Annotated in this window: 27 protein-coding genes and 1 tRNA gene; 20 read left to right on the forward strand and 8 right to left on the reverse strand. The window is 38.9% G+C overall.

Features of this window, described 5'->3' with window-relative positions; all coding sequences use genetic code 11:
* Positions 1-88: 88 nt before the first annotated feature.
* Together sppA and mqnF are read right to left on the reverse strand one after the other, a co-directional pair.
* A complete protein-coding gene (gene sppA / locus CVS89_RS02880; RefSeq protein WP_107848164.1) occupies positions 89-952 on the reverse strand; it encodes a signal peptide peptidase SppA in 864 nt (287 codons plus the stop codon).
* On the reverse strand, positions 940-2157 hold the full coding sequence (gene mqnF / locus CVS89_RS02885) for an aminofutalosine deaminase family hydrolase (protein ID WP_107848165.1): 1218 nt from the start codon (positions 2155-2157) through the stop codon (positions 940-942). The genes sppA and mqnF overlap by 13 nt, the downstream gene beginning before the upstream one ends.
* 84 nt (positions 2158-2241) lie before the next feature.
* On the opposite strand from mqnF, the gene aroQ reads away from it, so the two are divergent.
* The 16 genes from aroQ to CVS89_RS02965 all read left to right on the forward strand — a co-directional run bounded on the left by aroQ (position 2242) and on the right by CVS89_RS02965 (position 14728).
* Entirely contained in the window at positions 2242-2721 is a 480-nt protein-coding gene (gene aroQ, locus CVS89_RS02890; protein ID WP_103585720.1) for a type II 3-dehydroquinate dehydratase, read from the forward strand.
* A complete protein-coding gene (locus tag CVS89_RS02895; protein WP_107848166.1) occupies positions 2718-3743 on the forward strand; it encodes a M24 family metallopeptidase in 1026 nt (341 codons plus the stop codon). The genes aroQ and CVS89_RS02895 overlap by 4 nt, the downstream gene beginning before the upstream one ends.
* Complete coding sequence (folK, locus tag CVS89_RS02900) at positions 3740-4216, forward strand: 2-amino-4-hydroxy-6-hydroxymethyldihydropteridine diphosphokinase (RefSeq protein WP_021087347.1); 477 nt, start codon at positions 3740-3742, stop codon at positions 4214-4216. The genes CVS89_RS02895 and folK overlap by 4 nt, the downstream gene beginning before the upstream one ends.
* Before the next feature lie 9 nt (positions 4217-4225).
* Positions 4226-5584, forward strand: a complete 1359-nt coding sequence (gene flhF / locus CVS89_RS02905) for a flagellar biosynthesis protein FlhF (RefSeq protein WP_107848167.1) — start codon at positions 4226-4228, stop codon at positions 5582-5584.
* Positions 5577-6443: a P-loop NTPase gene (locus CVS89_RS02910; RefSeq protein ID WP_004317632.1), complete on the forward strand. Its 867-nt coding sequence runs from the start codon at positions 5577-5579 to the stop codon at positions 6441-6443. The genes flhF and CVS89_RS02910 overlap by 8 nt, the downstream gene beginning before the upstream one ends.
* A 13-nt stretch (positions 6444-6456) precedes the next feature.
* Positions 6457-6801, forward strand: a complete 345-nt coding sequence (locus CVS89_RS02915; RefSeq protein WP_012140116.1) for a hypothetical protein — start codon at positions 6457-6459, stop codon at positions 6799-6801.
* Positions 6773-7477 (forward strand): RNA polymerase sigma factor FliA, encoded by a 705-nt coding sequence (locus CVS89_RS02920; protein ID WP_004317527.1) that lies wholly within the window; start codon positions 6773-6775, stop codon positions 7475-7477. Before CVS89_RS02915 ends, CVS89_RS02920 begins: the two co-directional genes overlap by 29 nt.
* Positions 7477-8577, forward strand: a complete 1101-nt coding sequence (gene fliM / locus CVS89_RS02925) for a flagellar motor switch protein FliM (RefSeq protein WP_021086447.1) — start codon at positions 7477-7479, stop codon at positions 8575-8577. Before CVS89_RS02920 ends, fliM begins: the two co-directional genes overlap by 1 nt.
* Complete coding sequence (gene fliY, locus CVS89_RS02930; protein WP_107848168.1) at positions 8567-9415, forward strand: flagellar motor switch protein FliY; 849 nt, start codon at positions 8567-8569, stop codon at positions 9413-9415. Before fliM ends, fliY begins: the two co-directional genes overlap by 11 nt.
* Positions 9415-10005 carry a TIGR00730 family Rossman fold protein gene (locus tag CVS89_RS02935; protein WP_021090074.1) on the forward strand — a complete coding sequence of 197 codons (591 nt, stop codon included), beginning with the start codon at positions 9415-9417 and terminating at the stop codon, positions 10003-10005. The genes fliY and CVS89_RS02935 overlap by 1 nt, the downstream gene beginning before the upstream one ends.
* 16 nt (positions 10006-10021) lie before the next feature.
* Positions 10022-11074 (forward strand): tRNA 2-thiouridine(34) synthase MnmA, encoded by a 1053-nt coding sequence (mnmA, locus tag CVS89_RS02940; protein ID WP_265094319.1) that lies wholly within the window; start codon positions 10022-10024, stop codon positions 11072-11074.
* A 111-nt stretch (positions 11075-11185) separates the two neighbouring features.
* Positions 11186-11260: transfer RNA gene (locus CVS89_RS02945), tRNA-Asn, on the forward strand.
* 259 nt (positions 11261-11519) lie between these two features.
* The gene (locus CVS89_RS02950) at positions 11520-12005 is read left to right on the forward strand and encodes a PepSY domain-containing protein (protein WP_103581331.1); all 486 of its coding nucleotides are present in this window, start codon (positions 11520-11522) and stop codon (positions 12003-12005) included.
* 44 nt (positions 12006-12049) lie between these two features.
* Positions 12050-12694 (forward strand): hypothetical protein, encoded by a 645-nt coding sequence (locus CVS89_RS02955; protein WP_107848170.1) that lies wholly within the window; start codon positions 12050-12052, stop codon positions 12692-12694.
* A 41-nt stretch (positions 12695-12735) separates the two neighbouring features.
* On the forward strand, positions 12736-13395 hold the full coding sequence (locus CVS89_RS02960; RefSeq protein ID WP_107848171.1) for a response regulator transcription factor: 660 nt from the start codon (positions 12736-12738) through the stop codon (positions 13393-13395).
* Entirely contained in the window at positions 13379-14728 is a 1350-nt protein-coding gene (locus CVS89_RS02965) for a sensor histidine kinase (RefSeq protein ID WP_107848172.1), read from the forward strand. Before CVS89_RS02960 ends, CVS89_RS02965 begins: the two co-directional genes overlap by 17 nt.
* Before the next feature lie 400 nt (positions 14729-15128).
* Here CVS89_RS02965 and nifB read toward each other — a convergent pair whose 3' ends face one another.
* Genes nifB through CVS89_RS02980 form a run of 3 tightly spaced genes read right to left on the reverse strand, consistent with a single transcriptional unit; the run spans position 15129 to position 17621 of the window.
* Entirely contained in the window at positions 15129-15956 is an 828-nt protein-coding gene (gene nifB, locus CVS89_RS02970; RefSeq protein ID WP_107848173.1) for a nitrogenase cofactor biosynthesis protein NifB, read from the reverse strand.
* Positions 15956-16768 carry a 4Fe-4S binding protein gene (locus tag CVS89_RS02975; protein WP_107848174.1) on the reverse strand — a complete coding sequence of 271 codons (813 nt, stop codon included), beginning with the start codon at positions 16766-16768 and terminating at the stop codon, positions 15956-15958. The genes nifB and CVS89_RS02975 overlap by 1 nt, the downstream gene beginning before the upstream one ends.
* Positions 16761-17621 carry a substrate-binding domain-containing protein gene (locus CVS89_RS02980; protein ID WP_021087798.1) on the reverse strand — a complete coding sequence of 287 codons (861 nt, stop codon included), beginning with the start codon at positions 17619-17621 and terminating at the stop codon, positions 16761-16763. The genes CVS89_RS02975 and CVS89_RS02980 overlap by 8 nt, the downstream gene beginning before the upstream one ends.
* A 325-nt stretch (positions 17622-17946) precedes the next feature.
* On the opposite strand from CVS89_RS02980, the gene CVS89_RS02985 reads away from it, so the two are divergent.
* Positions 17947-21588 (forward strand): S6 family peptidase, encoded by a 3642-nt coding sequence (locus CVS89_RS02985; RefSeq protein ID WP_107848175.1) that lies wholly within the window; start codon positions 17947-17949, stop codon positions 21586-21588.
* A 473-nt stretch (positions 21589-22061) separates the two neighbouring features.
* On the opposite strand, the gene CVS89_RS02990 is transcribed toward CVS89_RS02985, so the two are convergent.
* On the reverse strand, positions 22062-22760 hold the full coding sequence (locus tag CVS89_RS02990) for a helix-turn-helix domain-containing protein (RefSeq protein ID WP_103567047.1): 699 nt from the start codon (positions 22758-22760) through the stop codon (positions 22062-22064).
* A 116-nt stretch (positions 22761-22876) separates the two neighbouring features.
* Between CVS89_RS02990 and CVS89_RS02995 the strand changes: the two genes are divergently transcribed.
* The 3 genes from CVS89_RS02995 (at position 22877) to CVS89_RS03005 (ending at position 24964) form a co-directional block, all read left to right on the forward strand.
* Positions 22877-23113, forward strand: a complete 237-nt coding sequence (locus CVS89_RS02995; protein ID WP_103567046.1) for a DNA-binding protein — start codon at positions 22877-22879, stop codon at positions 23111-23113.
* Between the two features lie 31 nt (positions 23114-23144).
* Positions 23145-24581 (forward strand): AAA family ATPase, encoded by a 1437-nt coding sequence (locus tag CVS89_RS03000; protein ID WP_103567045.1) that lies wholly within the window; start codon positions 23145-23147, stop codon positions 24579-24581.
* Between the two features lie 122 nt (positions 24582-24703).
* Complete coding sequence (locus CVS89_RS03005; RefSeq protein WP_103567044.1) at positions 24704-24964, forward strand: hypothetical protein; 261 nt, start codon at positions 24704-24706, stop codon at positions 24962-24964.
* Positions 24965-24982: 18 nt separating this feature from the next.
* On the opposite strand, the gene CVS89_RS03010 is transcribed toward CVS89_RS03005, so the two are convergent.
* Positions 24983-25378 (reverse strand): hypothetical protein, encoded by a 396-nt coding sequence (locus tag CVS89_RS03010; protein ID WP_103610249.1) that lies wholly within the window; start codon positions 25376-25378, stop codon positions 24983-24985.
* A gap of 11 nt (positions 25379-25389) precedes the next feature.
* Positions 25390-26334 (reverse strand): helix-turn-helix domain-containing protein, encoded by a 945-nt coding sequence (locus tag CVS89_RS03015; RefSeq protein ID WP_103567784.1) that lies wholly within the window; start codon positions 26332-26334, stop codon positions 25390-25392.
* Positions 26335-26360 lie beyond the last annotated feature (26 nt).

A 26360-nucleotide genomic window follows, 5' to 3' on the forward strand; every position in this document is an offset into this window, starting at 1 on the left:
ATTTAATAATTTTTAAATATTTCTTTGGGAAAATTTTTAGATATTTTGTCAAAAATAGCTATTACGCTTGTTGATACCAATTAGCTATTTATCTAAGCTTTGTCTCGAAAAATGCGTTAAAAAGCGAGTTTATGCCTTGCTTTGTAAATTTCTCCATTATCTTTTCGAGCTGCGGTTTTTCTTGCCAGACGGGCTCATCTACGAGGCTCATTTTTGCTAGCTCATTTTGAGCGTCTATGTAGCTACCAAGGCTGTCTATTAGCCCCATTTTTAGGGCATTGTGCGCCAAAAAGACCCTTGCGTTTGCCCACTCGTCTTTTTTATTGATGTCTAAATTTCTAGCCTCCGCCACGTCACTTACAAAGAGCATGTAAGCGTCATTTACGAGCTCTTGCAGGCTCTCGCGCTCTTGCTTGCTCCAGCTCCTCATAAAGGTGCCAGCCTCTTTAAACTCGCCAGCCTTCACCACCTGCTCGCTCACGCCTAAATTTTTGGCTAAATTTTCGATGTTTGCCCCTTGCATGATGACGCCGATCGAGCCGATGAAAGCGCCCGGGTTTGCTACGATAGCATCAGCATTTACGCCAGCGTAGTAGCTGCCACTTGCCATGTTGCCGGCTGCGTATGCGAGCACTTTTTTACTCTCTTTTAGCCGCTTGACCGCCATAGCTAGCTCCACGCTAGGACTTAGCGCGCCGCCTGGGCTGTCGATGTAGAGCAGCACGCCTTTGATGTTGTTATCAAGCCTTGCTTTTTCTAGAGCTTCTAAAATTTCGCTTGTGTCCATTATCGTGCCGGTGATGTCTATGCGGGCTAAATTTGGCTCTTTCATCTTGCCATCTGGCGCGAAAATAAAAAATAAGATGAGTAAAAATATGAGCGCCTTAAAGTAGTTATTGATAAATTTAAAAATTCCCAAAATTCCTCTAAAAATAAGCCTTAAAATTTGCAAATTTTGCCTCCGATATATAGTTTTTTAGCCTCATTTGTATGAAGTATGAGCTGAAGTATTAGCTCGCTATCATCGCACTCTAGGTCGTTATAGATTGCGATATCAGCTGCGCGTCCTGCCTTTATCTCGCCGTTATTTGTCCTAAGCGCCTTTGCGCCCCCATGCGTTGCAGCGACAAAAAGCCTAGTGGCAAGCTCGTTTAGATCAAGGCTAGCGTGGGTAAAAAGGGCGGCTCGTAGTTCATGCCAGAAATTTAGGCTGATATTTGAGCTAAGGCCGTCTGTGCCGATGTTTAGACTGACGTTGTTTTTGAAAATTTCTTTTAAATTTAGCGCTTTTTTGCCAAGTAGCCTATTTGAAACGGCGCAGTGTGTCACGCTGTGATGAGGCTTAAATTTAGCAAAATCACCCACATAAACGCAGTGCGTAAATAGCGTATTTATCTCACGAAACATCGCAAAGTAGCCCTGCGCGTCATACATCGGCTTAGGATCTTGGCTAAATCTTAAAAGATGCTTTTTAAAGCCACCGCTACCGTGCTCTAGCCACTGCTTTTCAGCCTTGCTCTCTAAAAAGTGTGTGCTAACTAGAAGACCATCCTTTTTAGCTATCTCAAGGGCGGCTTTGGCGAGCTTTGGATGCACAGAGTAGGGCGAGTGCAGCGATATGGCTGGGGTGAAATTTTTACTTTTATAGCCCTTTGTTTTTTCAAATTTAGCTAAGAAATTTTGTAAATTTTGGTTAGTCATCTGCTCATTTGAGCCTAAAATTTCACTAAAAAGCACGACTTTTAGCGGACTAGCGGCTAAAATTTCAAGCTCCGAGCCAAAGCTAGATATCTCGCCAATGGCACAAACTCCGCTTTTTAACAGCGAATTTATAGCTTCATTCATCGCTTTTTTAGCGTCCATTTTAGCTAGCTCGCCGCCTTTATCGACGATAGAGCCAAGCCATTTTATAAAGTCGCCATATTTTAGAGTGCTAACGTTTGAGCTAAACTCCAAATGAACGTGCGTATTTACGAACGCTGGGGCGATCACGCTATCACCAAAGTCGCAAATTTTGGCCTCTTTAAATTTCTTTTGCACCTCTTTTTCGCTTGTAATTTCTAAAATTTTATCATCATCGATGACTAGACAAGAATTGCTTAAAATTTTTGGATTTTCTCCGCCAGTGATGATCTTTTTTGCTTTTAAAATTTCCATTTCTAGCCTTAAATTTTTGTTATTGTAGCGAAAATTTAGGAACGAAAATGTATAATTTAGGCTATTTAATCAAAAAGGAGTGACATGGATAAGAAGCTAAAAATAATGGTTATCCAAGGCCCAAATATCAACATGCTTGGCGCTAGAGAGCCAGGAATTTACGGCGTTATGAAGATGGAGGATATCCACTCTCAAATGAAGATCGTTGCCGATCAAAATGACGTTGAGATCGAGTTTTTTCAAAGCAACCTTGAGGGCGAGCTAGTCGATAAGATCCAAGAGTGCTTGGGTGAGGCTGATGGCATCATCATAAATCCAGCCGCTTACACTCACACATCTATTGCTATCCGTGACGCGCTAAGTGCGGTTGCGCTGCCAGTTATCGAGGTGCATATCAGCAACGTTTATAGAAGAGAAGAGTTCCGCCACAAAAGCCTCATCGCACCAGTTGCAGCAGGTCAGATCGTGGGCTTTGGACCAGTTGGCTATCATTTGGCGATGATAGGCATGCTTCAAATTTTTGAGCAAATCAAAGCAGTAAGAGCAAATCAAAAAGCACAATGAATTTCATCTTAAAGGACGAAAACGCCGTATTTTACGAGTGCGGATATAGTTGCGACAATGAGTTTTTGCTATACCTTGACGACGTGAAATACTTTTTCACGGACGCTAGGTATTATTTTGAGGCAAAAAGCTGTGTAAATGCAGGCGTGGTCGTTCTTTTGGCGAAGAGAAATTTAATAAGCGAGGTTAGAGCATTTTTAAGAAAGATGAAGCCAAACAGCCTTGTTTTTAACCCTGATGAGCTAAGTCTAAGCGAGTTTAACGCGCTTAGCAAGGGCTTTAAGATAAATTTCAAACCAAAGGCAAATTTCTCTAGGCTAAAGAGAATTTGCAAAAGCGAAGATGAGATAAAGATTTTAAAAAAAGCTAGCGAATTTGGAGCAAAATGCTTTGATGAATTTGCTAAATTTGTGCGTGAAAATGGCGAAGGGATGAGCGAAAAAGAGCTTCATTTCAACGCCTCGCTCATCTTTAGGCAAAAAAATGAGCTAGGTCTTAGCTTTGATCCGATCGTAGCGATAAATGAAAATGCCGCAAAGGCGCATGCGCTACCTGGGGATAAAATTTTAAAAAAGGGCGATTTGCTGCTACTTGATGCTGGGGTTAAATTTAATCACTACTGCTCTGATCGCACCAGAACTGCTTGCTTTGATGAAAATTTTAACTTCTCAAAGGAGCAAAAATTTAAAAACGCCAAAATGCAAGAAATTTACGAAATCGTAAAAGAGGCTCAGGCTGCTGCGATAAAGGTCGCAAGAGCTGGCGTTAGGGCGTGCGAGATAGACCTTGCTGCAAGAAACGTGATAGCAAGGGCTGGATATGAAAAGGCCTTTTTTCACTCGACAGGACACGGCGTGGGTGTTGATATACACGAGCTTCCAGTCATCTCAGCAAGGAGCGAGACGCTCATAAAAGAGGGCATGGTCTTTAGCATAGAGCCTGGAATTTATTTAGAAAATGAATTTGGCGTGCGTATCGAAGACGTCGTGGTCGCAAGAAAAGGTGGGTGCGAGATCTTATGAGGCTAGCTGGAGCAAGAAAGATCGTAAAAAGCCGTTTTTGCCCTAGTTTTTTTCATAAACGAGATGAGTTTAAGTATGAGGCGCTAGTTGGCATGGGTGGCAACATCGGCGATAGCGCAAAGAGGTTTGATAAATTTATAAGAGCGATTAGTGAAGATAGGCGTTTTCACGTAGTTGAAGTCTCGCCGATCCTTATAAATGCGGCGTTTGGCTACGAAGCGCAGGATGATTTTAGTAACGCTGTTATAAATTTACAAACATCTATGAGCCCTAGAAATTTGCTAAAAATTTTGGGGCATTATGAGAGTAAATTTAAGCGCGTGAGGACGTTTAAAAATGCGCCACGAACGCTTGATCTGGATATTTTGTATTTTAGTAAAAAAGTCTATAAGACGCCGCGCCTTATCGTCCCGCACCCAGGGGCTAGCAAGAGGCTTAGCGTGATCGTGCCACTAGGGCTTATGAGAGGTTAAAGGATATAAATGGCTACAAAATTTCATACTTTTACAGGCGAGAGCACCATCGAGGCTTTGAAAAAGGCTCAAGAGGCGTGCGGCGAGAAGGCCATACTCGTCACCACAAAGCAAATTCAAGCCAAAACGATAAACAAAAAGCCGCTTTATGAAATTTTAGTAAGCGTCGAAGAGGACGAGGTAAAACAGCCACCAAAGCCAAATGCAAAAGCAATAAACTATGAAAATGCCTACTCTAAATTTAGCAAAAACTATGAGCCACCAAAGCCAAAATTTGAGATAAAAGAGGAGCCTGCTAAATTTAAAGCAAAGACGACGTCGCCTGAGCCTTACGATCCAAATGAGAGCGTGCTTTTAAATATCTCAGACGTTGCAAAAGAGATAAGCGCGATCGCAAATGTCGATATGAACGAGATAAAAGAGCCAAATACAAATGGCATGAATAAAAAAATAGACGATGTAGCAAAGCAAGTAAGCGTGCTAAGTGAGAAAATAGGGCTGATAACTGACATGATCTGGGACGAAAAAGCCCCAAATCGCAACAATCTCTCGATCCCGCCAGAGTTTGCTAGCATCTATAAGCTCGCAAAACAAAGTGGCATGAAAGAGGAGCATTTAGAGGCGATCATGCAAACGACGCTTGAAAATTTGCCAGTTTCTATGAAAAGTAACCCAACCGCGGTAAAAAGGTACTTTTACTCACTTTTAAGAAATATGCTGCCATGCAGAAAAGAGCTAAGTGATAAAAAACAGCGCATAATGATGCTAGTTGGTCCAACTGGAGTTGGCAAGACGACAACTCTTGCAAAGCTTGCGGCTCGTTTTGCATACGGCAATGAAAAGCGCTATAAAACTGGCATCATCACGCTTGATACATACCGTATCGGAGCGGTCGAGCAGCTATTTCAATACGCTAAGATGATGAAGCTGCCGATCCTTGATGTCATAGAGGTCGAGGACTTTCAAAACGCCATAAAGCAGCTTAGCTACTGCGACGTGATACTAATTGACACCACTGGAAATTCGCAGTATGACAAAGAAAAGCTTGAAAGACTTGATAAATTTCTAAAGCATAGCGGCGCAAAGATCGATGTAAATTTAGTCCTTTCGGCTGGCTCAAAGGTCGAGGATCTGATAGAAATTTATAATGGATTTTCATTTTTGGAGATCGACACTTTAATAATCACTAAATTTGACGAGACCAAAATTTTTGGCAACGTCTTTTCGCTGATATATGAGACAAACACGCCAGTTAGCTACTTTAGCGTGGGTCAAGAGGTGCCTGATGATCTTGTGGAGGCAAAGAGCGAATTTTTAGTAGAGTGCGTGTTTGACGGCTTTACAAAGCAAAAGGCTAGCGATGAATAACCAAGCGCAAAAACTACAAAATTTAGTCCAGTCTCAAAATAAGGCTAAAAATACGCATTTTATAGCGATTACAAGCGGCAAAGGCGGCGTTGGCAAGAGCACGATAAGTGCAAATTTAGCAAATGTCTTGTCGCAAAATGGCTATAAAGTAGGGCTTTTTGACGCTGATATCGGCCTTGCAAACCTTGATGTTATCTTAAACGTTAAAATGGGCAAAAACTTACTTCACGTGCTAAAGGGCGAGTGCAGCTTAAAAGATATCTTGATACCTATAAATAAAAATCTCATCCTCATCCCTGGTGAGAGCGGCGATGAAATTTTGAAATTTAATAATCAATTTTTATTTGAGAGATTTTTAGATGAGGCGAGCGAACTTGATCAGCTTGACTTTTTGATCATTGATACCGGTGCTGGCATAGGTGGCAGTACGCAGCTCTTTTTAGAGGCGGCTGATGAGGTTGTCGTGGTAACCGTGCCTGACCCTGCGGCGATAACCGATGCGTATGCGGTCATAAAGATTGTTTCAAGGTTTAAAAATAACGAGCTTTTGCTACTAAATATGGTAAAAAACGAGGCTGAGGCCACAAGAATTTATGAAAATGTAAAGCGAGTGGCAAATGCAAATATCGGACCAAATTTAAATTTAGAGTTAATTGGCTACGTGGCTTCTGATAAGAGCGTGGCAAGGAGCATAAAGCAAAGGACACTCTTTACAGATGATGAAGCTTACGGCTCTGCTAGCGTGCAGATCAAGCAGATAGCTTCGAATTTGCTTTATAGGTTGGAACGAAAAGTGCTTAAGGATGAGCAAAGCAGGAGCTTCGGGGGCTTCTTTAAGCGTTTGATAGAACAATTTTAATGGAGATTGAGCTTTGCGTGCAGAAAATTTTATAGCATTTTTTACGGTTTGTGGATTTTTCATAGGCATAGTTTTTACCTTGCTAAAGGTGAGCGAGCCTATCGAAATGCTCGTTTATACGCTAGTTATTACTTTATTTTTTTATCTTATAATTCACATCGTGATAATGAACTACGTCGATGTAAAAAGGACTTTGAAGAAATTTTTTGACAAGCAAAGACATGAGGAGATCGCAGACTATCTCATCTCTGAGCTAAACGTTAGGGAAAAACGGATGGAAAATATCATGCTAAAAGTAACCACCGAAAATTTAGACTCTGGTAAGCAAAATGTACGAACTAAAGCAAAAGCAGCTTAACGCTTATAAAAGTACCATTAAAAAAGAGCAAGACGAGATCGTCTTAAAATACATGCCAGCTCTTCGCGCGATGGCGTTTAGGCTAAAGGAGCGCTTGCCTTCAAGCATCGACGTAAACGACCTTATAAGCGTTGGCGTTGAAGAGATGATAAAGCTTAGCAGGAAGTATGACAAAGAGCAAAACGACTCATTTTGGGGATATGGCAAAAAGAGAATTTATGGCTCGATGCTTGACTACCTAAGAGCGCTTGATGTCGTTAGTAGAAGCGACAGAAAGCTAGTAAAGAGTATAAATACCGAGATAGATAACTACTTTAACACGCACGAAGAAGAGCCAAGCGACGAGTATCTGGCTGAAAAACTAAATGAAGATATCGAAAAGATAAGAGAGGCAAGGGGTGTTAGCGGTATCATCACCATCTTGCCAATAGATGAGCAAATGGAGCTAATCGGTCAAAGCGATGTTGAAAAAAGCGTAGAAAAAGAGGATCTTATCTTAAAGATCGAAAGTGCGTTAAAAGACTTTGACGAGCGTGATCAGATGATCGTTCAGCTTTACTACTATGAAGAGCTAAATTTAAAAGAGATCAGTGAGATAATGAACATTAGCGAGAGTAGAATTTCACAAATTCATAAACGTTTGCTTGATCGCATCAGACGCAGCTTGGGGGTTTAATGGCTGATATTTTAAGTCAAGAAGAGATAGATGCGCTACTTGAAGTCGTCGACGAAGACGGCGATACGAGTAGTATCGATGTTGAAGAGAACCAACAGAGCGAGCAAAGACAAATTATCGTTTATGATTTTAAACGCCCAAACCGCGTCAGTAAAGAGCAACTCCGTGCGATAAAAGGCATCCATGATAAGCTTGCTAGAAATTTAGCTAGTCAAATTTCAAGCGTAATGAGAAGTATTGTTGAGATCAGACTTCACAGCGTCGATCAGATGACATATGGCGAGTTTTTGATGAGTTTGCCAAGTCCAACGAGCTTTAACGTCTTTTCTATAAAGCCGCTTGATGGCAACTGTGTTTTGGAGATAAATCCGAGTATTGCATTTCCTATGATAGATCGTTTGCTTGGCGGAACTGGTGAAAATTTTGAAACAAATAGAGAACTGACTGACATCGAGGTAAATTTGCTTGATGCAGTACTTAGAATGATCATGCAGCGCTTAAAAGAGAGTTGGGCGATGATAACTGATATGTATCCAAACGTCGAGGCAAAAGAGAGTAGCCCAAACGTAGTTCAGATCGTATCTCAAAATGAGATCGTCATCATGGTCGTCATGGAGATCATCGTTGGCAACTCAAGTGGTATGATAAATTTATGCTATCCAGTAATCTACCTAGAGCCGATTCTATCGCGCCTTGCGAACAGGGACATCATGCTCGGCGAAACTAGCGCTAAGAAGAGTAGAAATAAAGAGTTAAAAACGCTTATCGGAAGAGCTGAAATTCTATATGAAGCGATATTAGGAAAATCAATCGTTAGTGTAAATGAGTTTTTAAATTTAAAAGAGGGCGACATTTTAAGGCTTGATAGAGGTGCTGATGATAAGGCGATCGTTTGCATCGATAAAAAAGAGGTATTTTTGGCTGAAGTTGGACTTCATAGATTTAGGAAGTCGATAAGAATCGAACAGCTAATACGCTCTGATAAAGACGAGATCAAAAATATTCTAGAAAAATACGAAGAAGAGCGAAAAGCGAAACTAATGGCTTACGAAGCTAACGAACACAATATGGAAGAAGAGACCGAAGAAGATGATGAATGAGTTTTTTAATATATTCTCCAACGAATTAAAAGCGACCATCGAAGGATTAACAGGCAGAGCGCCAGAGATCGGCGAGAGAAACGAATTTGATGCCCCTACTCAAAATGGTATAAAGCCACCAGTTGTTATGGCTAGTGTTGCCTTAAGCGGTGACATTAGTGCTAAAGTTGAGATAGTATGTACGCCAGTGCTAGTCAGCGCTGTTAGCGAATGGATGGTGGGCGAAGAGGAAATCTCACGTAATGAAAATCTTGGAAATGACGAGCTTGACGCCGCCAAAGAGATCTTTTCAAACCTCTTTAGCGCCTTTAGCACCTCTCTTGGTGCGCAAAAAGGTATGCCAAAAATCAACTTTGAGGTGATAAATGTAAATTTCTTAGATGAAAATTCCCCTCTTGATTTTAGTGTTTATGAAAAGCTTTTTTTATTTAACGTAAAGATAGAGGATCTAAACGAGCATATTGGCTTTGCTTGCGATCATGCGCTGATGAGATTTTTTGAACCAACTAAAACTGAAGCATCAGCAGCCCCTGCTAGCGCACCTCATAACTCCAAAAATGAATTTAGCGCAGAAGAGATGAGAAATATCGGCCTTATTATGGATGTTAGGCTACCTATTCGCGTGAGAATCGGCTCAAAAAGGATGCTCTTAAAAGATGTGCTCACTATGGATATAGGCTCAGTCATCGAGCTAAATCAACTCGCAAACGACCCGCTTGAAATTTTGATAGGAGATAAGGTGATAGCTCTTGGCGAAGTTGTCATAATAGACGGAAATTTTGGCATCCAGATCACGCAGATAGGCTCAAAACGCGAGAGGCTTCAGCAGTTAAAATAATGAATGAATTAGTAAATGATCTCTTAAAATTTCCAAGCGTTTTAAAGTATAAAAACAAAAATGTAACCTTCTTTGGCTCGGCTAGGTTTGATGAAGAAAATTTCTACTGCAAAAAGGCATACGAGCTAGCTTACAAGCTAAATGAGCTAGGTTTTGCCATCTTAACTGGCGGTGGGGACGGCATAATGAGAGCGGCAAACAAGGGTGCATTTGATAGCGCAAAGTCCCCTAGCGTCGCACTAAACGTGAGGCTTCCGTTTGAGCAAAATACAAATCCATACGTCACCGCAAAATATCTCTTTTCAAATTTAAGCCCAAGAAAATTTGCCCTAACTGACAGCTCTATCGCATTTGTCGTCTTTCCTGGCGGCTTTGGGACGCTTGATGAGCTATTTGAAATTTTGGTGCTTGCTCATGTTGGTAGCAAAAAAGTGAAAATTTTTCTTTATGGATGTGAGTTTTGGCAAGGGCTTGATGAGTTTATACGAAAGACGCTGATCCCTCAAAAAACGATAAACGAAGAAGACCTAAGCTTATATAAAATCACCGATGATCTGGAGCTTATCGTAAGCGAAATTTTGGCTATTTAAAAACAAGATATAAAATATCGCCTTTAAATTTAAAAAAGGTAAAAATATGAAAATAATGGTTGCAATGAGCGGCGGCGTAGATAGCACGATGACGGCTAAATTTCTGCAAGAGGCTGGACATGAGGTGCAAGGCTGCTACATGATGCTTCATCAAAAGCCAGGATACCACGAAGAAAACATCAGAAAAGTCAAAAAAGTGGGCGAATATCTTGGCATAAAGGTGCATATACTCGATCTGCAGGATAAATTTAACGAATATGTCTATGACCCATTTGTCAGGCTCTACAAAGAGGGTAAAACGCCCAATCCTTGCGCCTTGTGTAATAAATTTATAAAGCTTGGTGCGCTACTTGACTTTGCAAAGGCAAATGGCTGTGAGAAGCTTGCTACTGGGCATTACGTGCAGGTGGTTGATGGTTTTATAACCTGCGCCAAAGATCCTAGCAAAGATCAAAGCTACTTTTTAGCTCAGGTGCCAAAAGAGGTGCTAAAAGATGTCATTTTCCCACTTGGAGATAAATTTAAAAAAGATATAAAAGAGCTAGCAAGAGGCGTAAAAGTGCTTGAAGAGTTCGCTACGCAGGCAGAAAGCAGTGAAATTTGCTTTGTGGAAAATACCTATATAGAGGTTTTAAACAAGCACTACAACACAAATTTACCAGGCAATGTGGTCGATAAAGACGGCAATATCATCGGCCGCCACCAAGGCTACATGCACTACACTATCGGCAAACGCCGCGGCTTTGAGGTTTTTGGCGCTCACGAGCCACACTTTGTCATCAAGATAAATGCCGAAAAAAACGAGATTGTTGTAGGCACGAAGGATGACCTTGCTCAAAAGACGGTCGAGCTTGAAAATGTAAATTTATTTATAGACGAAGATAAATTTGAGTGCGAAACCAAGATAAGATATAGAAGCCCTAAACTTGAGGCTTTTGTAGAGGTTGATAAAGCTAACAAAACCGCAAAACTAACGCTAAATCAAAACGCACTTGGCGTGGCTCAAGGTCAGCTTTGTGTGATGTATGATGGTGATCGCGTCATCGCAAGTGGCTTTATAAAGGCTTAAGTTGAGTCTTTATAAACATTGTTTGTTATATTTATATATTTTTCATAGATTAAGCTAGAATTTATTGACAAAGTGTATCTTTTTATCTATAATACGACTTCTTTTAAGTGTTCCGGATTAGCTCAGCGGTAGAGTAGGTGACTGTTAATCACTTGGTCGCTGGTTCGAACCCAGCATCCGGAGCCATTCTTCTTTAAAAATCCTTTAAAATCCTGATTTTTAATAATTTTAAGTTTTCTTATTTTTGTATTTTTCCCTTTTATTTCCCCTCAGTTTTATTGCTATTTCAAAGTATATCACTTTTGCTTTGTTGTCAAAATATGATTATATGTTCGGCTTTTGGCGAAGTTAAAATATTTTTTTTCATTCATCCTAGCTTCATTTTAGGCTTTTATAATGCGCTCATCCAAACGAAAGTTGGAAATCAAAAATAAAAGGATCAAAAATGAAAAAGGCATTAGGTGCAGCAGTTTTAGCAGCAGTTTTAGGAGTGACAGGCTTGCAAGCAGCCATCACATCAAAAGAGGCTTTAAACATAGCTGAGAAAAACTTCCCAGGCTCAAGCGTCAAAGATATCGAGATGAACGTCAAAAAGGGCGTGACTTTTTACAAGATAGAGTCATTTAAAGATGGGGTCAAACAAGAGATCAAGATCGATGCTAACAGCGGTCAGATCGTTAAAGTAGATAATAAAAATAAAAAACATATCTTGCCGATCGAAGCGGTAGATTTTTCAAAATTTGCTCTTAGCATCGATGAGGCTGTGGCTAAAGCTCAAGCGCTCGAGGCTGGCTGGAGCCTTGATGAGGCAGAGCTTGATAATAAAAATGGTGCTTGGATATACAAAGTAGAGCTTAAGCGCGACAGGAGCGAGAAAAAAGTGATCATAAACGCTCAAACTGGCGAAATAATCGATACTTACACAAAGTGATCTAACGCCCTTTTTGGGCGTTAAATTTTATAAAGGTGAAAAAGATGAGTGAAAATTTAGATCAAAATTTAAACGAGAAAGTTAGCAAGCAAGTCTTAGAGAGAAATTTGAATAAAAATTTAAGCGAAAACGAGAGAGAAAATTTAAGTGAAAATGTTACTAATAAAAATAGTTACGAAAATTTAGGAGAGAGCGAGCAAAACCCTGAAAATTTAGATAAAAATTCAAGCGAGGCAAGCAGTAGCACAAAAAATTTAAGCCAAGCTGTCTCAAAATGCAAAGCTCAGAATTTCTTTAAAAAAGCGCTTGAACTCTCGCTTCAAGGTGCAGCGGATGCGCTCATCTACACTGGCAAGGTTGGAGCGTGGCTATCAAACGCTACAAACTGCCTAAAAGACGAGGCGCAAAGGGCGGAGCTATCAAAGATAAATGAAAAGCAGGCTAAATTTGAAAGAGTGGCTTGCATCTTGCCAGAAAAAGTCAAAGAGATCGTCATAGAGCGCCTAAAAACAAAGCCAGAAGAGGTGGAATTTGCACCGATCTATCTATTGAAAAAACAAAGTTTTGGCACATTTTGCACGGAGTATTTTTATGAGGCAAGGGCTAAATTTAACGGCTTTTTATATGATTTTAAGATAGGCGCAGCAAATGGCGAAATTTTAAATCTAAAAATAAAAAGCCAAATTTGATAAAATAGCTGGCAAAACCAAGTGAGGCAGGTAAGGCAGGGATGAAAATTTTAGTCGTAGAGGACGAAATGGACCTAAATAGCGTCATTACAAGGCACCTAAAGAAAAACGGATATAGCGTCGATAGCGCGTTTAACGGCGAGGAGGCGATGGACTTTACCGCCGTCGCGCACTACGATCTCATCGTGCTTGATCTTATGATGCCAGTGATGGACGGACTTACATTTTTGCAAAGATCGCGCGCCGCAAAGCTTGCCACGCCTGTGCTGATACTAACAGCAAAGGACGATGTGGACGACGTTGTAAAGGGGCTTGACGCGGGCGCGGATGACTACTTGGTCAAGCCATTTGACTTTAAGGAGCTGCTAGCTAGAGTGCGCACACTCATTCGCCGAAACAGTGGTAACGTGGCTAATGAAATTTGCGCAGGTGAGCTAAAGATCGACCTTTCTAAAAAGTCAGTCGAATTTAACGGCGAGCAGGTAGAGCTCACTGGCAAAGAGTATGAAATTTTAGAGTTTTTGATGCTAAACAAGGGCAGAATTTTAACTCGCGACCAGATCAAAGAGCACGTCTGGGACTTTGACTATACGGGCGGCTCAAACGTCATCGACGTGCTTATAAAAAACATAAGAAAAAAGCTAGGCGAGTGCGAGGTGATCCAGACTAAAAGAGGGCTTGGTTATGTTGTTAAGGATTAAACAAGCGCTTGCAAATATCCCAATAACGGCGCGCGTAACGCTTTGGTACTCGTTTTTTATCATCGTTATCGTGGCAGCTCTCATTGCTATCTCGGCGGTCGTGGCGGATGAGGTTTTTGAGGACGTGAGCCAAAAAAAGTTAGCCAAATCAGTCACCAAAATAGCCAATGACATGGATGAGTTTGAGCCATACGATGATGGGATATTTTTTATAAAATATAACGCAAAAGGCGATGTGATCGGTGGTTTAGCACCAAAACACTTTCAAATTTCACTTAAAATGAATAGCGGTGCAGTGCGCCTTTTTGAAAACGGCGAAAACCGCTTTTACTACTACGATATCGCAGCTAGAGGCAAAGGGGTCTGGGTCAGAGGCGTGATAAATGCGGAGAAATTTTTTAAAAAAGAGGGGCTATTTTTACTGGCTCTTGGCGTTTTTGTGCCGGTTTTGTTTCTCTTCGTGCTTTACGGCGGCTATAAAACGATAAAAAACGCGATGAAGCCAGTCGCCACGATGTCAAAAACTGCGCTTGAGATAGGTAAAAGCCTGGACTTTTCAAAGCGCATAGACCTGCCTGCTGGCAAAGACGAGCTGCACGCGCTTGCAAGCGTTTTTAACCAGATGCTCGACTCCCTAGAAAAGGTCTATCAAAGCGAGAAACAGCTCACCTCAGACGTCTCGCACGAGCTGCGAACGCCACTATCTGTCATCATGGCTGAGAGCGACTACGCTAAAAATTACTCACAAAATTTGGGTGAGGCCAAGGAGTCGCTGGAGGTCATCTTTAGACAGTCAAGAAAGATAACCTCGCTGATAGATCAAATTTTGGAGCTCTCAAGACTGGAAGCTGGCAGAAATTTGGAGCTAAAGCGCATAAATTTAAGCTCTATCTTGCAAAATTTAGCTACCGACTATGAGAAGTTAGCAAACGCTAGGGGGCTGAATTTTAGCTACTTGATAGCGTCAGATGTCCAAATTTTAGGCAATGAGCTGATGATATCAAGGCTGGTGGATAACTTTTTAAGTAACGCACTAAAATTTGCAGAAGCTAAGATCGAGCTAAATTTAACCCTCACAAAAACGCACGCACTTTTGTCTGTAAAAGACGATGGCTTAGGCATCTCTAAAAAAGATATCGAGCTAATCTGGAATAAATTTTATCAAGTTGAAAGCTCAAGAAACAAAAGCCAAAACAGAGGCAGCGGCCTTGGTCTTGCCATCGCTGCAAATATAGCTAAAATTCACGGCGCAAAGCTAGGTGTAAAAAGCGAAGCAGGAGCTGGAAGCGAATTTTGGGCTGAATTTGAGCTTGTAAATTTAAAGCAAGCATAAATTTAGGTGGTTTGCTAAGACAAAATTTATGCAAGAGCAAAACTAATATAAGAACGAATTTAAATTTCATACAAAACGGCGTCTATTCATAAGCATAAGACTATCAAAGATACAAGATAGATTAAGCTAAAGCATTAAGATGTGTAATTTAATGTCCATTTAAATGGCTTTTAAAAGAGTTTGTAAAATAATGTAAAGAAAATTTCGCTACCTTGTTTTTGAGCAAAACTCACTTCAATTACGAATTAACCACACTTTTCTATGCCTTTTTATAACTTTGCTATCCAACATAACTTTACAAAATTTAACCAAGAGCTGCAAGACACACAAGCCACGAGCCACACAAGAAAAACCAAAGGTCGAAAAACCAAAAAGACACTAAATTTAGTGTCTTTTATCGTTATCTTTCGCTAAGCTTCCCGCATGCATCAGCGCGGCACCTACTGCAGTGCGTCATCTGGTCTATATCGCTAGCTATTGATCTTCGTATGCGGTGGATCTCCTCGGTTGAGGGGGACTTTAAATTTTCAAAAGGGGTGTCATGCACCGGTATCATCGCCATGCAGTTCATTATGTCAGCTCCCCACTGCTTTGCCTTTGCTGAGATGCTTTGGACGTGGTCTATATTGACCCCAGGGATGACTACGGTGTTTATCTTTACTAGCATGCCAGCCTCTTTTAGCTTGCGGATGCCCTCGTCCTGGCGTGCTAGCAGTATCCTAGCAGCCTCTTCGCCGTAGTAGTTTTTACCCTCATATCTCACCCACGAATAGACCTTCGAGCCAACATCTGGCGTCACGGCATTGACCGTCACTGTCACGTGGCTCACGCCAAGGCGCACGATCTCATCCACATGCTCAGGCAGTGCTAGGCCATTAGTCGAGAGGCAAAGCAGGGCGTTTGGGAAGTGGGACTTGCACTTTTCAAAGGTCGCTAGCGTCTTGTCAGCATCGCACATCGGATCGCCAGGTCCAGCGATGCCGATGACTGAGATGTCTTGTCTAAATTTAAAGAGCTTTTCTAAAAATCTCACCGATTCATCTGGTGTTTGCACCTTTGCCGTTACGCCAGGGCGATTTTCATTAGCGCAGTCATATATGCGGTTGCAGAAGTTGCACTGGATGTTGCAGTGAGGTGCTACTGGCAGATGCACGCGTCCGTAGCTAGCGGAGGCCTTTTTGTTAAAGCATGGGTGGTTATCTAGATCAGCTTTAGTGCGAAAGATCATTAGCTCTTTTTCCTTCCAAATTTAATGGCATTTGCATGGCAGACATTGAGGCAGTCTCCGCAGTTTGTGCAGTTTATCTCATCAGGTCTTGTCCCCATTTCGCACTTGCGCAAGCATGCGTCACAGTCGTCACAGGCACTTGTTTTATAGACGCGAAAGATCGAAAATTTACGCAAAATTTCAAGCACGCCACCTGATGGGCAGACGAAGCGGCACCAAAGGTTGGCTATGATTAGCGAGGCTAGCATGACTGAGATGATGACTGCTGTGCGAGTGACCCACTCCCACTCGCCAAAGCGAAGTGACAAAGTAACGGCTGTTAGGTACTCATCGCTCGTTCTTATAGGTATCATCATGCGTGGATTGCCCCAGACGAAATATACCCAAAGGCTGAGCGCTATGGCAATTAGCATGCCTATTTGAGCGATTACCAGCTTTTTGCTGCGAATTTTTAGCTTGAAAAAGGCAAATTTACCAAGCATTTGATTGACAAAGCCTGCTGGACATACCCAGCCACAAAATGCCCTGCCAAAGAGGATGACAAGTGCTGGGATAAATAGCCAAAATCCAAAAAACAGCGATGTGATCCGCCCCCAACAGGTGATGATAGGGCAGTTTTGGCAATTCACAAAAGGCACTACAAAAGGGCATCTAAAAATGCCGTAATACGCCCATTGCCCGATGCCTGCTATAAAGATGAGCTGCACTAGGCGTCTTATCTTTGTTGTGGGTGAGTTTTTGCTTCTCTTTTTTAAATTTACATTGCCGCATGCACTGCTATTAGAGCATGCGCTATTACAGCTACTACACATCTTTTACACCAAACCTTTCTATAAGCTCTAGCCCACGCGCTGAATAAATGGAGGTAAAGCCATGTTTTTCAAAAATTTCTTGTCCTTCGGTGCCGCAAACAAAGTCTGCAAAGTCATTTGCTAGCCTTTCATCTTTTACATATTTCATTATATTTAGCGTAAAAGTGAGCGGTCCAGGTGGGATGAGCTTTTCATCGATGGGCATATACTCGATCTTGTCTTTAAACCTATCGTGCGTTGTTAGGCGCTTTTCGATGATCGAAGCGTCGCCCTTGCCATCAACTAGCTCGCACATCATATTTATGACGCATGATCCATTTGCGACCATGTTTTTCATCACAGCATCAGTTAGGTTTGAGTTTTTTAAGATCCCTTTGACTGGGCCACTGCCAGGGGGCGATGATCTAAGAGGCAGCATCACTCTAACACCTGGCTCTGCAAGGTCTTTTAAGTCACGAATGCCTGCTGGATTGCCTTTTGGCACGACTAGGACGTAGTCGGTAAAGCATAGCGGCCTAAAGTGGAGGCTAAGACCAGCTTTGCGAAGTTTTTTAGAAAGCTCTAAAACCCTTGCTCCAAAGAGCTCGGTCGTGCTTTGAAGTGCTAAAAGCGACTTGCCAAGAGCGCCAGCAAAAGCGCCTGTGTATTGGATGTTGTGCCCTGTTCTTGACTCGTAAATGGCATTTAGCTCGTTAAAAGCTTCAGATAGGCCACCACACGACCAAACTTGAAGCGAGTCAGACTTAAATGGCGTAAAGCCAGCCAGCATCGTTTGTGGCGTGGCAGCAGCAGCTGTGGCTAAAGCACCTTTTAAAAAGCCACGGCGTGATATACCGGTTTGTTTTAATTCCACGAAATCTCCTTTTGGGATTTAAGAAATGTAAATTTGATATTTTCGGCACGCGAAACTTGTGAAATTTGACTTTTGTAATTTGCAAAAATGGTAGTTGAAGATAAATTTATGCAAATGTAAATTGCGACCGCAATCTAGATTTGAGTGATTATAGCCAAATGCTAGCTTAAAAATCGAGATAAATTTAAAAAACGCAGGGGTAAATTTGCTAAAGTAAATTTATCGTTTAAAGAATAATTAAGATTTTAGTCGTCACAAGACTTAAAAAGGTATATAATGCCTTTTGCGATTTAAATGGAATTTATCTTAAAAATGGAGGTTTATCTTGAAAAATAATCTTAGCATTTCTCTTGTTTTATCTAGCATTTTATGTAGTTGCTTAGACGCTCAGGTCATGGATATAGGGACAAATTTTTATAGAGATTACCTTGATCTTGCGCAAAACAAAGGCATCTTTAAAGCCTCAGACGTTCCACTAGAATTTACGCAAAGAAACGGCACTAAATTTACGTTTGATAAGATCCCAAACAACAACGCAAGAAACAATAAAGGCAACTTTACTGCGCTTGGACGAAGTTTTGTAGTTACGGCAAATCACACACTTCTTGCCTCAGCTGCTACAAATTTTAATGAAAATAGAGGCTGGTTTGGCAACACACTTTATGAATACGCGACAAATTCTACGCAAAAGCTTTATGGCGCAGACACAACGTATCTTCGCACTTCAAAATACATAGTCGAAGGGCAGATCGATCCTTTGGATGTGCCAAATTTGGAGATATCTAGCCAAGATCAAGCAAAAGATGAAGCTAATGCAAACAAGATAGAAGATCGTTTTAGAGATATAAAAAATAGCGGCGGAGCTAGTGGCGAGAACATCCTTGCATACGAGGCTGGCACAGGCTCACTTGCCCTTGAAAAGCCAAAAAGCGATTCAGATGGCTTTGCTGAGGTGATGAGTGCTACTGAGTTTGAGAACCAAAATATAGTAAATAACGCACTTGGTGCAAGCGTAAATGAGATAGGAGTGGCGTACTCGGCAGTTTATAAGAGCCATTACTCAAGTGTAAGCAAACCCGGGGTTTATCTATTTATGACTTCAAACAGAGACTTTAGAAATAGGCTTTTGCCAGGAGATAGCGGCTCTGGGTTTTTTGTCTATGACACGGTAGCTCAAAAATGGGTCTTAGTAGGCGTTTTAACCGGAGTTGAGGACAATAAAAACTACGCTTCTATCGTTACTGCAAGAGATTTTAACGACTATAAAAAAGAGTATGAAAACTTAGTAAGTGGCGTAAATGTCCTAGGCAGCGCGCTAGTGCAAAATAAAGATAATATATTTAGCAGCGCAAATGGCTCAAACATCACGCTAAACTCTAATCTAGACTTAGGACATGGCGGTATCGTCGTAAATAGCGGAGATCTTACGCTAAATAGCACAAATGGTAGCAAGATAGCAAAATTTGCAGGTTTTGACATAGCTGGGGGTGCAAGTTTAAATTTAAACGTCGTTTCAGACACAAGCGTGCATAAGCTAGGCAAAGGCAGCTTGATAGTAAGCTCAAGTGGCAACAAACCACTAAGGCTAGGCGAGGGCGTGGTTGAGTTAAGAGCTTTAAATGCCTTTGATAAAATTTATCTAACAAGTGGCAGGGGGCTCTTAAGGCTTGGCGTGAATGAAAATTTAAATGACAAAATTTTCTTTGGCAATGGCGGTGGAGTGCTTGATCTAAATGGCTTTGATCAGACTTTTGACAACATATCAGCCAACTCAAGCGACGCTAAGATAACAAATGAAAACTCGCAAAGAGCGATCCTTAAAATAAACGGCGAGATTGGCAAAGATACGATATTTCACGCAAGCATCGATAAAAATATAGAGCTAAAACATAGCGGGCAGGGCAAGGAGCTTGTTTTTGACGGAGGATTTGACATTGATGGTGCTTTGAGCCTAGAAAATGCCAAAGTTACGCTCCAAGGACATCCAAAGACGCACGCCATTGGCGATGCTAGCGTTTTAACTTCCCTAGCAAAGAGCAAGATAGCCGCAGCTGGCCTAAGTGAGCCAGCCTATATGGATCTCGCTCGCCCATCCACACTCTATCAGCCTGACTGGGACGAGAGAAAATTTAGTGCAAAAGATGGCATAAAGCTTAAATCATCAGAGCTTACCATAGGTAAAGATGCTAAGCTAAATGGTGACATCACGGCTAAAAACTCGGTCATAAATTTAAGTGGCGAGCTAACTCACTATATCGATAAATTTGATGGCTCAAATACCTATGATGACGGCTTAAAGTATCGCCAGGATATTGAGAGTGGAAATTTGCTTGTTAAAGACGTTAAATTTGACAATAAAATCGTCATGGATAGCGATAGTCTGCTAAGAGTAGGAGGCGGCACAACTAAGCTAAAAGAGCTAGTAATAAATGGCAAAGATACGCCTTTAGCTAAAGATGTGCTCTTAGGGGATGGTAAATTTGAGGTAGAAAATTTAGAGATTAGTGGTGCGCAAAAGCTTGGCTTTGAGCCTGATAGTGTCGTAAAAAAGAGCCTAAAGATAAAGAGCTTTGGCAGTGAAAATGAGCCGGTGCTTGACTTTAAAAAGGTCTTAACCCTTGGTGCTGGGATGAAATTTGATGTTGATTTTACTGCGGCACTTAAAGGCGGCATGGCGCTTGATAAAACATATACCTTAGTAAGCGCGCAAAATATCATAAATGAGGGCGCTATCTTTAACAACGAGCAAAAACTTGGGGATTTGTTTATGACTTACGCCATAAGTGACGGCAAGATCGTGATGAAGCTAAGCGACAAAAAGGGAGAAAATCCAGCCGTTTCGTCCAATGTAGTGCAAGAGAGTGTTTCTAAATTTAGCCAAAGAGAAAATAAAATCCTAAGCATGCTAAAAGGCACGCCTGAATTTGTGCAAGCAATCTCAAGCGGTGACGATGAGGCGCTAAGAAAACTAGCACAAAAAGCAGATAAGGATATGAAAGAAATTTCTACTTCTTCGCTCAAAATGAGCATAAAAGCCTTGCAAAACAGCAATGAGCTGATGAACTCTAGGCTATTTCAGGTCACGCAGCTAAGGGCAAAGGCTGATATCTCGCAGTTTAAGCTAGCTGGACTTGAAAGTGACATCATGCCAAGCGCGAAGATGGCTTACGAAGCAGCAGAAGCTAGCAGGGAGAGAAACAACTTTTGGGCAAATGTAAATGGTGCTTATTTTAAAGATAAAAAAAGCGATGGCGACCTTAAATTTTATGGTACAAATATCGGCTATGACAGAGGTTATGACGAGTTTATCTTAGGCGTGAGCACTGGAGTAAGTAAGGCTAAATTTAGCTCAAATGTATTAAAAGATGATGCTAAAATTTATAGTTTTGGTGCGTATGGGCTTTTTGAAAGAGGAGCTCACGAGATACAAAGTAACTTAAATTTTGCCTTTATAAACTCAAAACGCAGCCTAGATGAGGCGCAAAAAGCTAGCGTAAAAGGCAGAGGCATCCTATCAAGCAACTACTATAAATATAAAATTTCACTCTCTAAAAGTGGTGAGTTTGAGCAAAGCATAAAGCCACTACTAGCACTAGAGCTTGGCGCTAACGGCATTGATGGATTTAAAAATGACCGATATGATCAAAAGAGCATCAATGACTTTAATGTGGCTGTAGCAGCGGGAGTAGAATACGCTTTATACAGCGATAAAAACGCATTTAGTGTGCAATTTTTAGTAAAGCAAAGTATATATAACTCAGAAGATAAATCTTATGTTTCGCTTAATAATTCAAGTGAGTATGTTGATTACAAACTTGATAACAATAAGCTAAGCTACAAGCTTACTTTAAACTCAGACACCAAGCTTAGCGAAAATTTAGTTCTCTCTTCTCAGCTAAGCGGGATGCTTGATAATGATAAAAACTACGGCATAAGTGGTGGTTTGAAGATCGAGTATAAATTTTAAATTTATGTCAAAGTGGATTTAAATTTCACTTTGACGTTGGTAAAAAACAGATTGTTTTAAATTTGGTAATTTTGAAATCTAATGAAAAATGGTGAAATTTAAACTTGAAAGTAGGTGGTGGGTTCACCAGGACTATTGTATCAATAATATTCAGCAAATAATAGAGCCTTATGATCTAAAGTAAATATATTATTACTCTATAAAATACTTTTTTATCATCTAATAGGTCTTTATGATATTTACTATATATTAATTATATAAGACTTATAATTAGTTGTTCATTATTGTTAAAAAATATATTACACTTACGAAAGTATAAAGGAAGGGATGCTATTGTCTTTTTGAAAAAAGAGCTAAAAACAATAGACAATAGGTAAACCAAATTTTGCTAAAGCAAAATTTGGACTTTTATTTAAAACATGGGGGCAAGCCCCCAAACCCCAGACAAATAAAGAGAAAATAATTTTTTAAAATCACTCTTCAATATATTTAGGTTGATAGTTCTTAAAAATGTTTATGACGTATCCTAAAATTTCTATTTTATTAAGTTCATTTTGAGAAAGTTCAATATTGGAGAAATCATCTTTGCTTGAAAAAAACTTAAGGTTTTGATTAAAAGGGTTTATACGGCAATACTTAATTAATACCTCATTATTAACTCTTAAAACCAAGAGGGCATTATCTCTTGGGATGTTATCTCTTACAATAATTAAAATATCTCCATCTGTTGCGAATGGAGCTGCCTTATTGTTTGTTACGGTAATAAAATTATAGTCATATGGCTTTGATAGATTAAATAGTTTTGAAAGAATTTTAATACTTTGTAAGTAAGGATCAATGCTTTCTTTTTGGTTTGCAAAATCGTATAGATCATCATAAATTGTGCAAATGCTTTCAGAATTAGCTCTTATTTGAAGCTTACCATTGTCAGTTTCAATATTATATTTGCTAATTGCAGTAGCTATATCGATATCTGTATCAAAGTAGTCAATTCCAAAACCAGTAGCTTCAGCAATCTTGTATTTGACTTGTATGGGAAGTGGGTTTATATTATTTTCATAAGAATTTACCCTAACTCTACTTATTCCGATCTTATCACCAAACTCACTCTGAGTAAGTCCATAGGCATTGCGTAATCTTCTTAGTTTGTCCCCGCATCCATTTGTTTTCATAAATTTCCTTTTTTTATTTATTTTAGCAAATCTAAAATTATTTGTTAATGTATTAAGAGTAGTATAAGGTTGTGAGATATAAAATGATATTAGATTTTTTAGGAGGTTATCTTTTTATGATTGATGTAGTAGATGAAAAAATAGAAAAAAAGAATGAATTTATTACTCCAGAGCAGTTCGAGGAATTATTTGGAATAAGCATAGATAAACAAACTAGGCTTAGATTTAGTGTAAATTATACTGAGAAACGTAAAGCAAAGATCCCTCCTTTACCATATATCAGAATAGGTAAAAGAATATTGTATAGACTAGAGAGTGTAAAAGAATGGTTAATAGAACAGGAAAGAAGATAATGATTTGCAGTAAAAGAAAAAAGGTTGTGATATGAAGCGGAACCACCACCATAGCCATAGCACAACCCACAAAAGCACTGATATTCTATCAAATAAAATCATAAATGTCAAGGAATTCACTGCTTTGGATATTGAAAATACTAATTTTGAATGGCTGATACCGAATTTCCTTTCAAAACAGAGCTTAAACATGGTATATGCTGGCGCTGGTGCAGGCAAGAGCATGTTTGCTATCCATCTTTGTAATTACTTAGTGAAAAACAATGTCAATCTAGATGAAATCGTTTATATGGATGCTGATAATGGCATTGATATATTACAGAGTAGACAAGTCGATAAAATTATGGATAATAGCAGTGGAAAAATAAAATATATTCTCTCTAACAGCTCGCATAGATTTACTATATTCAAAAAGTTAAATAGAGAATTTAAAGCAGGTGAAATAAAAAATCGACTTATTATTATAGATAGTATTAGAAATTTTATAAAAGGTAGTCTAAGTAAAGATGATAATATAACAAGATTTATGGCAGACCTGCAAGGATTGAGAGACAAGGGTGCTACCATTATATTCCTCCACCACCAACCTAAGCAGGGAATGGATAAAAACGATGAGAATTATAAAGGCGCTACAGCCTTTATGGATAGTGTAGATGAAGCTTACTATTTACAAAACGAAAGTGACAGCTCGATTTCTATCAACGACAATGAAATGATTGTTAGCTTAAAACCAAAGAAAAAGAGAAGCCATACAAAAGAGATGGTTGCTTTAATCGATACCAGGGAATTAGATCTAAAATTTATTGAAGATGATTTTATTGGGCTAAGCGACAAAGAAAAGATATCTTTGCAACTGGCACAAGAAATTATTGATCAAAAAGGTGAAATTTGTCAAAGCGATCTTGCAATAGCCATACAAAAACTTGCAAATAAAAACTACTATGAAACGGTTGGACGTAATACGCTTTGGAAATTATTTGACAAATTTGATGGAAAACTTTTTGATATTAAACGATTAAGAGGATATCAAAATTGTAATAAAAAGGTATTTGTGAGCAGAATAATGAATAAAACACCAAAATCAGAACAAGTAAATTTCGACGTTCATAAAGTCGAAGTATCAACCAATTATTTTGAAAGCGCAAAAGTAGCCAATAGCAACCAACTCTCTATAAACAAGAGCAATTTAAAGTTTTTAAACGCCATTCCTGTTAATATTGAGCCTATATCTAATGTTGATCAACATGGGTATTCAACGATACGAGCATCTGTAGGAAGCTATTGTGTAGATATTGAAATAATAAATAACGATCTTGATCCGCTCGTAAATGAGTTAAAACAATGTATAAAGGACTATGATAAGGAAAATTCGTATCCGACGTTTTTTGGCGGCGATGAACTATTAAATATTTTATTAAAGATTAAGACTATTAATGAATTAAAAATAGTTTTAAGAAGTGATGGCTAATGAATGATAGTTGATATCTTTTTTATTGGTTTTCTAATGGTCGTAATAGTATCGTTTTTAACCTTACTTACTTTGGGTTATTTTGATACAAGTAAAGAATAAATCAAGAAGGTTATTTAAAAATGATTAAAATTAGATATTTTTATAAAATATGCTCAACTATTTTATCCATTACTTATTCTTGTCTTGCAGTTTGTGGAATGTTTTTTCTTGTTCAAAAAACAATCAATATATTGGAGATTAAAAAGATATATCAAGAAACTGGACAATACCCTATTGAAGTTATTAATCCAGTAAGCTTGCAGCAGTTACACGATATAGTTAAGGATTTCAACGGAACAATCATATTTTCCGAAAAAGGAAAAATAGTTTTAAATAAATAGTGGATACTTATAAATTTTTTAACAACATTTTTCTTTAACTTCTAAATAATTTAAATTAAGTTCGTGGCATTTTTCAATTAAAGAACAAATCTTTATAATGATGCCTTTTAAATCTAGCATATTACTTATGGCGGTTTCATGGCTTACATTTAAATTTTCTTCTTCTCTCAAAATATTTTTTGCACACTCATTATTGATATTAGTTAGAATCATCTCCTTTTCTTTGTAGATTTTTTCTATATCATCAAAAACCTCTACATGACCTTTAGAAACATATCGCAATAAATAACCAAATTCATGCACAACAAGGTTGTTGACATTAAATCCTCCAAATCCATTAAAATCAATTCTATTATCAGATAGGAATTTTTTTATTTCTCTATATTTTAGAAAATTGTCGACAGAAGTTAACATTGACTCTCCTTTTATTCATTATTTTTTATTCTTTTATTTTTTTCATATTCTACTCTTTCCTTAATTATATCAGTGCATTCTATGAAAAAATTTCCATATGTATTTTTATTTAAATATTTTAAATCAAATAAATCATCTAGCATATAAGAAGGCTTGCTATTTTTCATAATGTTTCCAATATAATAATTTGATGAGTTTAATTTATCATAGTCTTTGCGTTCTAGAACCCTAAGTGATATTTTATGCTCATGTTTTATGTAAAATTTATACAATTCATAAAGATCATAACATTCTGGACCACTCATTATAAAATCTTCTCCTATGCAATAAACATTTTTAAAAATATCAAATTTACCTGTTTGATATTCAACGACTATTTCAGTATATGCTTTATTGTCACTACTATGGATAATGTAAATTTTCTTAAAATCTTCTACTTCTTCACTTAGCTCATCAAGAGTATTGGATTTTATAAACTTTACATCAAAAGGATATCTTTTACCAGTTTTAAGCCATTCGTTATTTATTGTAAAAGTGTTAGAAAATTTGTTCAAAAAGTCAAAATCAGGAATAATCTGTAATTTTAAAATTTTATATAATTTTTCAAAGCTTGTTTCGTTTAATTTTTCGCTTGCCGAAATAGTATTTAAATTAAATTCGTCTAAAATATATTTTATACGCTCAACCAGCATCATTTGGTCATCTTCCCATTTTGATATTATATGAGTGTTTTGGGTATTAAAGGTGCTAATTTTTGAAATTAGTTCGCTAATATCGGATAATAAACTTGATTTATAGTGATCGTCTAATATAAGTTCAAGAGCCAGACGAGTTTTCTTTGGCATTTTATTTTCATTAGCCCAACCATCCAAAGTGGCTTTTGAAATACCTAACATATTGGCAAGTTCGCACTTGGTAATTCCGTATATGTTACAAACATCTTGAAGTAAAGGCATTTTAATAAATCTCCTAAATTTTTTAA

Source organism: Campylobacter concisus, from assembly GCF_003048615.2.
Lineage (GTDB): Bacteria > Campylobacterota > Campylobacteria > Campylobacterales > Campylobacteraceae > Campylobacter_A > Campylobacter_A concisus_C.

Coding starts and splice junctions, on each gene's coding strand:
- mqnF (WP_107848165.1), bottom strand. CDS start 2,157: ATGGAAATTTTAAAAGCAAAAAAGATCATCACTGGCGGAGAAAATCCA.
- aroQ (WP_103585720.1), top strand. CDS start 2,242: ATGGATAAGAAGCTAAAAATAATGGTTATCCAAGGCCCAAATATCAAC.
- CVS89_RS02895 (WP_107848166.1), top strand. CDS start 2,718: ATGAATTTCATCTTAAAGGACGAAAACGCCGTATTTTACGAGTGCGGA.
- folK (WP_021087347.1), top strand. CDS start 3,740: ATGAGGCTAGCTGGAGCAAGAAAGATCGTAAAAAGCCGTTTTTGCCCT.
- flhF (WP_107848167.1), top strand. CDS start 4,226: ATGGCTACAAAATTTCATACTTTTACAGGCGAGAGCACCATCGAGGCT.
- CVS89_RS02910 (WP_004317632.1), top strand. CDS start 5,577: ATGAATAACCAAGCGCAAAAACTACAAAATTTAGTCCAGTCTCAAAAT.
- CVS89_RS02920 (WP_004317527.1), top strand. CDS start 6,773: ATGTACGAACTAAAGCAAAAGCAGCTTAACGCTTATAAAAGTACCATT.
- fliM (WP_021086447.1), top strand. CDS start 7,477: ATGGCTGATATTTTAAGTCAAGAAGAGATAGATGCGCTACTTGAAGTC.
- fliY (WP_107848168.1), top strand. CDS start 8,567: ATGATGAATGAGTTTTTTAATATATTCTCCAACGAATTAAAAGCGACC.
- CVS89_RS02935 (WP_021090074.1), top strand. CDS start 9,415: ATGAATGAATTAGTAAATGATCTCTTAAAATTTCCAAGCGTTTTAAAG.
- CVS89_RS02950 (WP_103581331.1), top strand. CDS start 11,520: ATGAAAAAGGCATTAGGTGCAGCAGTTTTAGCAGCAGTTTTAGGAGTG.
- CVS89_RS02955 (WP_107848170.1), top strand. CDS start 12,050: ATGAGTGAAAATTTAGATCAAAATTTAAACGAGAAAGTTAGCAAGCAA.
- CVS89_RS02960 (WP_107848171.1), top strand. CDS start 12,736: ATGAAAATTTTAGTCGTAGAGGACGAAATGGACCTAAATAGCGTCATT.
- CVS89_RS02965 (WP_107848172.1), top strand. CDS start 13,379: ATGTTGTTAAGGATTAAACAAGCGCTTGCAAATATCCCAATAACGGCG.
- nifB (WP_107848173.1), bottom strand. CDS start 15,956: ATGATCTTTCGCACTAAAGCTGATCTAGATAACCACCCATGCTTTAAC.
- CVS89_RS02975 (WP_107848174.1), bottom strand. CDS start 16,768: ATGTGTAGTAGCTGTAATAGCGCATGCTCTAATAGCAGTGCATGCGGC.
- CVS89_RS02990 (WP_103567047.1), bottom strand. CDS start 22,760: ATGAAAACAAATGGATGCGGGGACAAACTAAGAAGATTACGCAATGCC.
- CVS89_RS02995 (WP_103567046.1), top strand. CDS start 22,877: ATGATTGATGTAGTAGATGAAAAAATAGAAAAAAAGAATGAATTTATT.
- CVS89_RS03000 (WP_103567045.1), top strand. CDS start 23,145: ATGAAGCGGAACCACCACCATAGCCATAGCACAACCCACAAAAGCACT.
- CVS89_RS03005 (WP_103567044.1), top strand. CDS start 24,704: ATGATTAAAATTAGATATTTTTATAAAATATGCTCAACTATTTTATCC.
- CVS89_RS03010 (WP_103610249.1), bottom strand. CDS start 25,378: ATGTTAACTTCTGTCGACAATTTTCTAAAATATAGAGAAATAAAAAAA.
- CVS89_RS03015 (WP_103567784.1), bottom strand. CDS start 26,334: ATGCCTTTACTTCAAGATGTTTGTAACATATACGGAATTACCAAGTGC.